A 10,568-nucleotide genomic window follows, 5' to 3' on the forward strand; every position below is an offset into this window, starting at 1 on the left:
AATGGGTCACGATAGCAGCGACCGGCAACAGACAGCAACCCGGGGTTTACAGCAGCGATGCGAGTAGCAATACCCGGCTCCTGCTTCAGATTCGGGTGCTTGCGCCTTGAGGTTATCTCGGTAGAAATATCCGTTACGACCTGTTGTCACTTATCGCAATCAATGTGCCTATTCATTGAGCAGTCGCTGCATATTCAACATACACGTTAGCTGTCGTCTCAGGCATTAATTTTGGGCCAATAGAATCATTCCTTACTTGGTACTCTTGAATTCCAGATGGCATTAAGCGAAATTGAAGCTTTCATGTGGCGTCGCAAATCACCTGTTCACATTCGGGATGAACTCGACGTTGAATGTCGAGTTGATGGCCAAAGTGTCGACATTTTCGAATTAAGACCTCAGTTGAGTGACCTCACTGAGAAGCAAGAGACACAGATTGCAAAGCGACCTTCGTCCGTACCAAAGGCCGATGGCGAGTCTTCAGAATGCGCCATGACCAACGCTGGCAAAGCTATAAGCCCAAGGCCGAAGTCAATAACCTGAAAGAGTTCCTGAATGCTATGGACCTGGACGAACATTGCTGTTGCTGGCGATAGCTGGGAACGTAATCATGAATAATTCCCACAGTTAGATGATTTTAAAATAAGGTTACGAATGGATGATTTATTGGTTTCTTCGGTGGTTCAAGGTGCTGGGATGGCCGTCATTTTTTTTCCAATTGCTTGGCTTGCTCTGCGAAAGAAGTTAAACCTCAACAAATTCTCAGAATCAAAACATGGATTGATAACTGCCATCCTCGCACTTCCCATCATGAAAGTGATGGGCATCTTTGGAGACCCGGCCACACAAGTGGGGCAAATCTTGGGGTTTTTGGGACCCGTACTAACGTGCGCGTTGCTGGTCTATCTGTCTCGGCCCAGACAAGATTGACAGCAGCAAGTTCTTTATGCACGAGTGACGTGCAGAAACGTTTGTAAATCCTCCAATATTTTTCCTGACGTACAACCATCATGGTTGATGAAGCGATGCCCTGCAACGCGGCGATGGACATCGTTTTTGTCCTTGCCCGCCCAGAGGTTGAACCTCCAAGCTGTTTTCATTGGGTTCTTTGCCGCCCGAGGTTCTGAGTGCGCTGGCTTTTACCGCCGCTGAGCGCAGGTAGTTTCATCAACTTATCCAGATTGGGAATCGGAGACGAGACCTTGGTGCCACGCTTAAAAATCAGGGCGTGCTCGGGGCGCATCCCATTGACCAGTTTGTAACAGAGAGCGTGGCCGCTTTCATGGCGGGCGTACTGCAGGGCTATGCGTAACAAATTCGACACTTCCTGATCGTAAGTGGTCGATTCCATTAGAAATGGAAGTCAAACCGGTCAGTGTTTCCCCGCACTGGTCGCAATGGTCTGCAGATGAATACCTTTTAGTTTCTCCAAAAGCGTGGTTGGCGATTCTGAGCGTTGGGCGACCTTGAGCCGCATACGCATCACCCGGTACAAAACAAGCTCCATGAAGCAAATCAGCGCGTGGGCCCGCATGCGCTGTGGTAATCGGTTGTACACCGGGCCAATCTCGATGTCGGATTTATGCACCTGAAACCCGCGCTCAATATCAGCCAGACTTTTGTAACGCTGCACCACCTCAGCCGCTGTTGCATTGGTGTTGGTCACCAGCAGCAACTTGCCATCGAGCAGCTCCCAACAGAACCGGTTGCGAGTCTTATCGTGGTAACTGCATTAAATTTCATTTTGATTAATGATTCGACGTGAGGCTTGTCTGAACAAACCAAAACGGCAGGGGAATACTTTTCTCATCAGGTTGAAATAGCTTCAAGTCCTGATGCCATTGACATCGGTTATGTTCGAAGGATGACCTCGCACCGATTCACCAATGCTTTGCCCCTACTAGCCGTACTGGGCTCAGTAACGGCTCTGGGTATTGGCACCTCCTTTGCCAAACAGCTTTTCCCCCAAGTGGGTTCCTTGGGTACCACCGCGTTGCGGGTCGGCTTTTCTGCCTTGCTGCTACTTTGCTTGTGGCGGCCGTGGCGATGGCCGTTGTCGCGCGTTGATGCATTGTCTCTCTTGCGTTACGGCGTTGCCTTGGGTTTCATGAACCTGCTGTTTTACATGTCGCTGCGCACCATCCCGTTTGGTTTGGCAGTCGCCATTGAGTTTTCCGGGCCACTGGCGGTGGCCATGATTTCGTCGCGCAGGAAAATTGACTTTGTTTGGCTGGCACTGGCCATACTGGGACTGGGTATGCTGTTGCCGATGGGCCATGACGTGAGAAGACTGGACCCGGAAGGCGTGCTGTATGCGCTGGCCGCTGCGGTGTGCTGGGGCTGCTATATCGTATTTGGAAAGCGAGTGGGCCATTTGCATGCCGGACACTCTGTGGCTCTGGGCCTGACTGTGGCGGCCATCACAGTGGTTCCGTTTGGTGTCTGGCAGGCGGGCTCAGCATTGCTTGAGCCTCGCATCCTGATCTTTGGACTGGGTGTGGCTGCCATCTCCAGTGCCGTGCCGATTTCACTGGAGATGGTGGCCTTGAAGCGCCTGCCGCAAGAGGCCTTTGGCATCATGACTAGCATGGAGCCAGCGGTTGCGGCTTTGCTGGGCTTACTGATGCTCGATGAACACCTGAGTGGCCTGCAATGGTTGGCTATTACGTGCACTATGCTGGCTGCTGTCGGTAGTTCAATTACAGCGCGCCACGACAGGCCAAATAATGTTCTATCGGAAGTGGTGATGTAAAGCTCGGCCGGTATGTCGTTGACGCGTCAAACAGGATGCTGCCACTATTGGCTGGCGCCATCGTATTCAGCCGCATTAAGCTGAAGCCGAGCGGTTTTAGGCTTGGCGCGCAATGACACTGTCGAGCGCGTCACATCCGCTGTGCATTTGGAAAAAAATGGGCCTGTTTCGATGCGGCTATATGGTTCTCTATCCAAAGTTAAGCTCGAAATTTTCGAATGCATTATTTGACCGTTTCGCAGCATGGGGATTCTTGATGCTGCTAATGTTGACCTCACTATTTCCAACTTTGAGAGGATTCCATGCGCTATCGCCTGCTGGGTCGTACCGGCCTGTATGTTTCTGAACTTTGCCTGGGAACCATGACCTTTGGTGGCCAGGGTTTCTGGAAAGTGATGGGGGGCTTGGAGCAGGGTGCTGCGACTGCGCTGGTTAAGCAGGCGTTTGATGCCGGTGTTAACTTCATAGATACCGCCAACGTGTATTCGCTGGGTGAATCCGAAACGCTCACCGGCAACGCCATCAAGAGCCTGGGCCTGCCGCGCGACGAACTGGTGGTGGCAACCAAGGCGACTGGCATCATGAGCGAAACGGCCGTCAACGCCCGCGGTCAGTCCCGTTATCACCTGATGAATGAGCTTGATGCCAGCCTGAAGCGGCTGCAACTCGACCACATCGACCTGTACCAACTTCATGGCTATGACCCACTGACCCCGTTGGAAGATGTGCTCTCCACCCTGAACGACATGGTGCGCTCGGGTAAGGTGCGGTACATCGGCCTGTGCAACATGGCGGCCTGGCAAATCATGAAGGGCCTGGGGATTTCGCAGAGACATCAGTTGGCCCGTTTCGAGAGTGTGCAGGCTTATTACACGGTAGCCGGGCGTGACTTGGAACGTGAAGTGATACCTTTGATACAAGACCAACAACTCGGACTGATGGTCTGGAGCCCACTGGCTGGTGGCCTGCTCAGTGGTAAGTTCAGTCCTGACGGAACAGGGCCGCAGGGCTCACGCCGGGCGAATTTTGACTTTCCGGTAATCGATAAGCCACGTGCTTTCCGGGTGGTTGACGCCATGCGCCCGATTGCACAGCGCCATGAAGTATCGGTGGCACGCGTGGCACTGGCCTGGTTGCTAAGTCGCCCCCAGGTGAGTACCGTGATTGTGGGTGCCAAGACGCCAGCACAACTCGCAGACAACCTTTGTGCCACCTTACTTGAGTTGAGTCAAGATGAACTGAAAGAGTTGGACGACGTCAGTGCATCGCCGCCCGAATATCCAGGCTGGATGCTGACCATGCAGGGGCAATACCGCGCCAACCCGCCTGTGAAAGATTAACCTTAGTGGCATCGTCCACTTGCTTTATATCAACTCCGATTCATGTGAAGCACCGTTAAGTCCGGACGTTAATTTATCCATCTGCCGATTTGCCAATGGGCAATCGTCAAATTGGTGAAATGGTTCTGTTCTTCATACAAATAAACACAAAGGAAATATCGTGTTCAAAGGAATTCTCATCACCAAAGACGACGCTGGTTACAAAGCAGCGCTTCAAACCATCGACCCGACCGTGCTGCCAGAAGGCGATGTCACGGTGCAAGTCGAGTGGTCCACACTCAATTACAAGGATGGGCTGGCAATAACCGGAAAATCTCCGGTCGTGCGTCGTTTCCCCATGGTGCCTGGTATTGATTTTGCGGGGACCGTGACTGAAAGTACGAACCCAGCCTGGAAGACAGGAGATAAGGTCATATTGAACGGATGGGGTGTCGGTGAGACCCACTGTGGTGGTCTGGCTGAAGTAGCGCGCGTGAAGGGGCAGTGGTTGGTCCCGCTGCCAAAAAGCTTCACGACACGCCAGGCGATGGCCATTGGTACTGCTGGGTATACCGCGATGCTGTGCGTGCTGGCACTGGAAAAGCATGGCATCAAGCCGCAAGACGGTGAGATTCTTGTGACCGGCGCCAATGGCGGCGTCGGCAGTGTCGCCATCGCTTTGCTTGCCAAGTTGGGCTACTCGGTGGTGGCCTCAACAGGGCGCCTCCATGAAGACGAATTTCTCAAGTCGCTGGGCGCCAATCTGGTCATCGACCGGGCCGAACTCTCCGCACCAGGCAAAGCCATTGGCAAAGAGCGTTGGGCCGGTGTCATTGATACAGTCGGCAGTCACACCCTCGCCAATGCCTGTGCCACGACCAAATATCGGGGAGCCGTTGCCGCTTGCGGGCTTGCGGGCGGCATGGATTTCCCGTCCAATGTGGCGCCATTTATCCTGCGCGGCGTCACGCTGTACGGCATCGACAGTGTCATGGCCCCGCTTAGCGTGCGTCAAGAAGCCTGGCAACGACTCGCCAGCGACCTCGACCCCACCAAGCTCGACGCAATGACACGTGAAATCGGATTGTCAGAAGTCATTGTCATGGGCGCTGAATTACTGGAGGGTAAAGTGCGCGGCCGAGTTGTAGTTGACGTAAATCGGGACTAAATTCGCGAGCCGTTAATCACAAGTGCTGATGTGCAGGATGGGCTGCCAGGGATTGAGCTACTAAGGAGGTGCAGTCGATTTCTAAAGCGCAAATGGAAAGAAACGGATGTTCGCGTTTCCAATAAGCGACCCAGTCCCGACAAATGGCGTTGGCAGATGCGACCATCAGGCTGCCGACACCGGATTTAAACAGCCGTTCACAGGCGTCATCTGAGATGTATAGCTGCTATAAAAATGAGTAATACTGGGACCTGAGGCAGCCCCGAAGGGGTAGGCTGCCATTTTTTGAAAATTAACTCTATGAGCTTGCAAACTTGGTGGCTTTTTGTCTTGATGACGTTCGTGGTGTCTGGTACACCGGGCCCTAACATGCTGCTGGTCTTGAGCAATGGCGCACGCTTTGGTTTACGTCCCGCTATGGCGACCATGGCCGGGTGCATGACCTCATTGCTGGTCATGATGAGCGTTTCAGCGGCAGGGCTGGGGGCCTTGCTGCAAGTGTTCCCCGCCGTGTTCGATGCGCTACGTTTGGCGGGTGCCGTTTATCTAGCGTATCTGGGCGTTAAAAGTTGGCGCGCGCCAGTGCTTGAGCAGCCGCTTGACACGGCCACGTTGATAGTGCCTGCCGTTAAGCCCGCAGCGTTATTTCGCCAGGGGATGCTGGTCGCCGCCAGCAACCCGAAGGCCATTCTGTTCGCGGTTGCCTTTTTACCGCAGTTCATCAATCCCGCGCAGGCCCAGTTGCTTCAGTTCGTCGTACTTCTGACCACATTTGCAGTCATTGAAACCAGTTGGTATTTTGTCTACGCCGTGAGCGGCAAGCGCCTGTCTGTCTATTTGCAGCGTGCGAATGTACTGCGGGCTTTCAATCGAGTTACTGGAGGTGCCTTTATTGGCTTTGCCGCGCTGATGGCGACAGTCAGGGACTGACATTGTCCGGCTGTATGGAGATCCCTTTCAAACAGGAACTGAACCGGAATTGATGGTGAACACGGGCCATAAGCAACTTATTCAGCTGGAAGACCTGCCCAATATTGGCAAAGCCATCGCCGCCGACCTGCGCTCCTTGGGCATTCACAGCCCCGCTCAATTGGCTACTCATGACCCACTTACGACATATCAAGCATTGGAGGCAGTGATGGGAAAGCGCCTTGACCCTTGCGTTTTGTACACGCTGCTGGCGGTTGCGCATTTTCAGAATACTGGTGAGCGGCTGCCGTGGTGGCAATTTACCGAGCAGGGCAAGGCCTTGTTATGAAGCTGTAGAAATGGCTGAGCGTTACCATGCCCCATGGATGAACTGAAAAATCTCGAATCCCTTGGCTTGGTTTTGCCCAGTCCAGCCTACATTGTTGGCGCCATCCTGTTTGGCATTTTCGGGTATGTGGCTTTTCGGCGCGGTCGCAAAACATTTACACCTTCTTTGACCTGGACAGGTGTCGCGCTGATGGTGTACCCGTATGCAGTCCAGCAAACGTGGTTGCTCTGGGCTGTTGGTGTTGCACTCTGCAGTTGGGCCTACGCGAAGTGGAACTGACCTGACATCGCAACTTCAACAGTGACAGCGAATTGGACTTAAACTTTTGCCATGGCCGCACCCCCCAATGAGTTCGCTCAATACTGCTGTGAGTTGCTGTCCACGGTCGGCCCCTGTGTGGCGCGCCGAATGTTCGGTGGTTACGGAATCAGTTCGGGCGGGCTGACATTGGCGATTCTGGTGGACCTGGGGCAGGGCGAAAAGCTTTGGCTCAAAGCCGGTCCAGATACCAGTCCCATGTTTGAGGCCGCTGGCTGCCAACGGTTCACCTATCTGGCCAAAGGCAAGACCCGCAGCGTGAACTATTACAGTTCCCCTGATGCTGCTATGGAATCGGCCCAAGACATGGCACCTTGGGCCCGTCTGGCATTGCAGGCAGCATTGACCGCGCACCAAACGAAAAGCAAACGCACTCCAAAATAACTGAGAGTGTTCTTGTTATGCAGGCGATACCATTAGACTACGGTTACGTCTTAGGTCCAGCCAATAGGTTGCGACGAGCCATAAAGTCGGCGCCAACACCAGCATGACTGAAAAAATTTGAGCGTAATCACCTTCGACATAAGCCTCTGTCAAATCGTGCCAATACGCGTTGTTGATACCTGGTATCAAATTGACCTCAGTGAACTCAAAGAATCCTTTGAGAAGCAGCATGGCCGCGAACGCCAACATGAACACCGCCGTGACGTTGAAAAACTGTGTGAGGTTGACCTGTCGGCCATATTTAGTCCACAGTAAAGCTATGGTCGCAGCTGAAATCAGACCAACCAAGCCGCCGACCAGCAGCAGATACATCTCGGAGTTTGCGGCCAGTGACGAAAGCATTGCAGCGGATTCGACACCCTCGCGGCCCACCATGAAGAGCGTAAAAATAAATACCGACCACCAAGCTTGGGCACCATCCAAGACGGATGCCTTGCCAATACCATCTGAAATTTCACGCCCCATTTGCTTGCCCATCTTGAGCATGTGTGAAACGCACCAAATTACCGCAGTGGCGGCAAGTAGTGCCAAAACACCTTCCCACATAGGCGATGAGGCGCCAATTTTTGCCATCACTACGCCCAACGCAATGGAGCCGGCAATAGACACCCCCAAGCCAGTTCGCACCGCATTAATAAGTGCATGGCGCCCCGTTTTACGCAAATACAGCGTGGCTACGGCCACCATCAAAAAGGCCTCCAAGCCTTCGCGGAAGGTGATGAGCAAAGTTTGGAACATAGTTTTCCTCGAAAATTATTATTCCCAAATGGTAATCATTCGCATTTGATTTGTCAATCAGGAAAATTGGAACATGGCAACTTGTTTGCAAGACCGTCATGACCACGGTCATGGTCATGGTCAGATTACTCCACAAGCAACGACCCAAATATCTTCAAAAGGTTGGGAGTAAATTTTACGGGGAGTGAGCTATTCAACGCCATTTTTACGCGCATATTTGGCGCCATATCTCACAGTTATATTGAAGCATCAACTGCATCTTGTTGAGATGGTTCAAAAAATTAGAACGTAGTCGTGAATTAAAGATAGTAAATTTTCAATGATTGCTTCCTAAACTAAAGACATCACTTTCACTTTTTTAGGAAACAAGTCATGGCTAACACTCTGATTATCAAAAGCAGTATCCTAGGCGCGAATTCAGTGTCGTCTTCAATGGCCGATGCATTCGCTGCCATCGCTGCCGCCAAGAAACCCGATGGCTAAATCACGATTCGTGACCTCGGTGCCTCGCCTCTGCCTCACCTGCGCGGTGACGTGCTGGGTCAAATGCGCTCAGATGCAACAGAATTGAGCGCACAAGCGACTGAAGGCAAAAGGGCGTTGGCCGAACTCTTGGCGGCCGACATCCTGGTACTGGCTGTGCCGATGTACAACTTCAGCGTGCCCTCTGCGTTAAAGGCTTGGTTTGACCACGTTCTACATCCAGCAAAAACCTTCGAATACACCTCTGCCGGACCTCGCGGCCTGCTTAAAGATAAAAAGGCAGTCATCCTGATAAGCTCAGCAGGTGATTACTCTGCAGTACCTGCAAGCGGCATGGATTTTGTTGAACCCAATTTGCGCGCCATCATGGGTTTCATGGGTATCACTGACGTAACCGTGATTAAAGCTGATGGCTCCGCCATGGGCGAAGCAGGTATTTCCAAGAAGAGCGCCGCATTCGCCGCAATCGAAGCGCTGTAACCAGAGACTGCGCCCTACAAACGACACATGAACAAGACGCGAAGGCAAATCATGAATGTAACTTTATCAGCTGCTATTCAAAGCGTGGCTAACTTGGCCGGAGCAACCACGACCTCACCAGCGAAGCGTATGCCTTCGATTTTTGTAGGGCACGGCAGCCCAATGAATGCAGTAGAAACCAATGAATTTACGCGTACCTTGCAACAGTGGGGCCAGAATATCGCTCAGCCAACCGCCATTCTGGTGGTTTCGGCCCACTGGCTGACTCAGAAAGAAATCAAGGTGGCGGTTCAGGCCCACCCGAAAACAATTCACGATTTTGGCGGATTTCCCCAAAGCCTTTTTGACATGCAATACCCGGCGCCCGGTTCGCCTGACTTTGCCAAGCTTGCCGCCAGTGCGCTGACCATACAAGGCGCAAAGCCCTCAGAAGACTGGGGCCTGGACCATGGCGCATGGACCGTCCTGCACCACCTTTACCCCAAGGCCGATATTCCCGTGTTCCAGATATCCATCGATTTTGCAAAAGACGGTGACTACCATTTGGCGGTGGGTAAAGCGCTGTCCGCATTGCGTGACAAGGGTGTCCTGATTCTTGCAAGTGGCAATGTCACGCACAACCTGCGCGGGCTTGACATGGGTATGCCTGATGGCTTAACCGCGTCTCGGCCCTGGGCCCAGTCTTTCGATGACGCTGTCAAGAGCGCACTGGTGGCCAACGACACGAAGGCCTTGTCGAACTACCTGACTCTTGATGCTGGTGCTCGTATTTCAGTTCCTACCCCAGACCATTACTGGCCGCTGTTGTATGCACTAGGCGCTGCGCGAGATGGCGAAAGCGCCAAATTCGTCTATGAGGGCTTTCAACTGGGAACCATAAGCATGCGTTGTGTTCAATGGGGGTAAGTCTGGATGAACGGTTGTCGTAGCGGTCTGAATAAGCGTAGCAGTGTGTTCACTGCCAATGAATCGGTGTGGATTCTCTACAGCTTGAAAGTTCGACTGGATTGGGAGACCGCGAGCGTTAGTTTAGCTAATTGATGTGAGTTTTCATGCAAAAAAAGGTGGGACCTCTTATAACAAACTGCGCCGCCAATGTGCGCAGAACTGCGCGTAACCGACCATTAGTGGGTGCCGCTGTTAAGAAGGTTTTTTTTTGGTTTGACATCGTAAAAAACGATATAAACTGTATAAATAGTTATTAAAAAATGTTGAGGTTTATATAGTATGGAAACTCAATACTCAGTTGAGGCCAAAGCCTCCAGCGAGAATTACTTGCAGCAGGGTTTGAGCCTGAGGTTGTTGACTGCAGTTCAGCCTTCATCTCGACCTGCCGCCGCGCAACATATCGGAATGTTTGCAGGTTCTTTGCTGTCCTACGATTCATGAACTCCGCCCAAGGTGCCGAACTAACTTAATGGTTCACTCTATCAGGCAGGGTAGGGTGTAGATTGACGAATTAAACCGGGTGTTATCGCGATTCGTGTAGGCACTTGAATATTTTCAGAGGCGCGAAAGCGATGAGTTTTTGCGCGTCGCTTCTCCATACAAAATACAGCGCTTAGTATTTGATTCATTGAACATTAATGTCAGAAGCCAGCCACTATT

General features: G+C 52.3%; 12 protein-coding genes and 1 pseudogene. 10 read left to right on the forward strand and 3 right to left on the reverse strand.

Features of this window, described 5'->3' with window-relative positions; genetic code table 11:
* Window positions 1-654 precede the first annotated feature (654 nt).
* A complete protein-coding gene (locus tag WCG50_RS14440; RefSeq protein ID WP_336900303.1) occupies window positions 655-930 on the forward strand; it encodes a hypothetical protein in 276 nt (91 codons plus the stop codon).
* 166 nt (window positions 931-1,096) lie between these two features.
* Here WCG50_RS14440 and WCG50_RS14445 read toward each other — a convergent pair whose 3' ends face one another.
* Together WCG50_RS14445 and WCG50_RS14450 are read right to left on the reverse strand one after the other, a co-directional pair.
* A complete protein-coding gene (locus tag WCG50_RS14445) occupies window positions 1,097-1,351 on the reverse strand; it encodes a hypothetical protein (protein WP_336900304.1) in 255 nt (84 codons plus the stop codon).
* A 27-nt stretch (window positions 1,352-1,378) separates the two neighbouring features.
* A pseudogene (locus tag WCG50_RS14450) lies at window positions 1,379-1,693 on the reverse strand (IS1634 family transposase); the annotation flags it as partial.
* 171 nt (window positions 1,694-1,864) lie between these two features.
* Here WCG50_RS14450 and WCG50_RS14455 point away from each other — a divergent pair.
* The 7 genes from WCG50_RS14455 to WCG50_RS14485 all read left to right on the forward strand — a co-directional run bounded on the left by WCG50_RS14455 (window position 1,865) and on the right by WCG50_RS14485 (window position 7,199).
* Window positions 1,865-2,752 carry a DMT family transporter gene (locus WCG50_RS14455; RefSeq protein WP_336900312.1) on the forward strand — a complete coding sequence of 296 codons (888 nt, stop codon included), beginning with the start codon at window positions 1,865-1,867 and terminating at the stop codon, window positions 2,750-2,752.
* A gap of 302 nt (window positions 2,753-3,054) precedes the next feature.
* Window positions 3,055-4,092 (forward strand): aldo/keto reductase, encoded by a 1,038-nt coding sequence (locus WCG50_RS14460; RefSeq protein ID WP_336900305.1) that lies wholly within the window; start codon window positions 3,055-3,057, stop codon window positions 4,090-4,092.
* A gap of 160 nt (window positions 4,093-4,252) precedes the next feature.
* The gene (locus WCG50_RS14465; RefSeq protein ID WP_336900306.1) at window positions 4,253-5,239 is read left to right on the forward strand and encodes an MDR family oxidoreductase; all 987 of its coding nucleotides are present in this window, start codon (window positions 4,253-4,255) and stop codon (window positions 5,237-5,239) included.
* A gap of 300 nt (window positions 5,240-5,539) precedes the next feature.
* Window positions 5,540-6,169, forward strand: coding sequence for a LysE family translocator (locus WCG50_RS14470; RefSeq protein WP_336900307.1), 630 nt, complete (start codon window positions 5,540-5,542; stop codon window positions 6,167-6,169).
* Window positions 6,170-6,224: 55 nt separating this feature from the next.
* Window positions 6,225-6,497: a helix-hairpin-helix domain-containing protein gene (locus tag WCG50_RS14475; RefSeq protein WP_336900308.1), complete on the forward strand. Its 273-nt coding sequence runs from the start codon at window positions 6,225-6,227 to the stop codon at window positions 6,495-6,497.
* 33 nt (window positions 6,498-6,530) lie between these two features.
* Window positions 6,531-6,776, forward strand: coding sequence for a hypothetical protein (locus WCG50_RS14480; protein ID WP_336900309.1), 246 nt, complete (start codon window positions 6,531-6,533; stop codon window positions 6,774-6,776).
* A gap of 51 nt (window positions 6,777-6,827) precedes the next feature.
* A complete protein-coding gene (locus tag WCG50_RS14485) occupies window positions 6,828-7,199 on the forward strand; it encodes a TfoX/Sxy family protein (RefSeq protein WP_336900310.1) in 372 nt (123 codons plus the stop codon).
* A 15-nt stretch (window positions 7,200-7,214) separates the two neighbouring features.
* Here WCG50_RS14485 and WCG50_RS14490 read toward each other — a convergent pair whose 3' ends face one another.
* Complete coding sequence (locus tag WCG50_RS14490; RefSeq protein ID WP_336900311.1) at window positions 7,215-7,985, reverse strand: FTR1 family protein; 771 nt, start codon at window positions 7,983-7,985, stop codon at window positions 7,215-7,217.
* Between the two features lie 501 nt (window positions 7,986-8,486).
* On the opposite strand from WCG50_RS14490, the gene WCG50_RS14495 reads away from it, so the two are divergent.
* On the forward strand, window positions 8,487-8,960 hold the full coding sequence (locus WCG50_RS14495) for an NAD(P)H-dependent oxidoreductase (RefSeq protein WP_336900313.1): 474 nt from the start codon (window positions 8,487-8,489) through the stop codon (window positions 8,958-8,960).
* Between the two features lie 84 nt (window positions 8,961-9,044).
* Window positions 9,045-9,866, forward strand: coding sequence for a 4,5-DOPA dioxygenase extradiol (gene ygiD / locus WCG50_RS14500; protein WP_336900314.1), 822 nt, complete (start codon window positions 9,045-9,047; stop codon window positions 9,864-9,866).
* The last annotated feature ends 702 nt before the right edge of the window (window positions 9,867-10,568 follow it).

Origin of the sequence: Rhodoferax sp., from assembly GCF_037143375.1 — a bacterium.
In the GTDB taxonomy this organism is placed as follows: domain Bacteria; phylum Pseudomonadota; class Gammaproteobacteria; order Burkholderiales; family Burkholderiaceae_C; genus Rhodoferax.

Coding starts and splice junctions, on each gene's coding strand:
- WCG50_RS14440 (WP_336900303.1), top strand. CDS start 655: ATGGATGATTTATTGGTTTCTTCGGTGGTTCAAGGTGCTGGGATGGCC.
- WCG50_RS14445 (WP_336900304.1), bottom strand. CDS start 1,351: ATGGAATCGACCACTTACGATCAGGAAGTGTCGAATTTGTTACGCATA.
- WCG50_RS14455 (WP_336900312.1), top strand. CDS start 1,865: ATGACCTCGCACCGATTCACCAATGCTTTGCCCCTACTAGCCGTACTG.
- WCG50_RS14460 (WP_336900305.1), top strand. CDS start 3,055: ATGCGCTATCGCCTGCTGGGTCGTACCGGCCTGTATGTTTCTGAACTT.
- WCG50_RS14470 (WP_336900307.1), top strand. CDS start 5,540: ATGAGCTTGCAAACTTGGTGGCTTTTTGTCTTGATGACGTTCGTGGTG.
- WCG50_RS14480 (WP_336900309.1), top strand. CDS start 6,531: ATGGATGAACTGAAAAATCTCGAATCCCTTGGCTTGGTTTTGCCCAGT.
- WCG50_RS14485 (WP_336900310.1), top strand. CDS start 6,828: ATGGCCGCACCCCCCAATGAGTTCGCTCAATACTGCTGTGAGTTGCTG.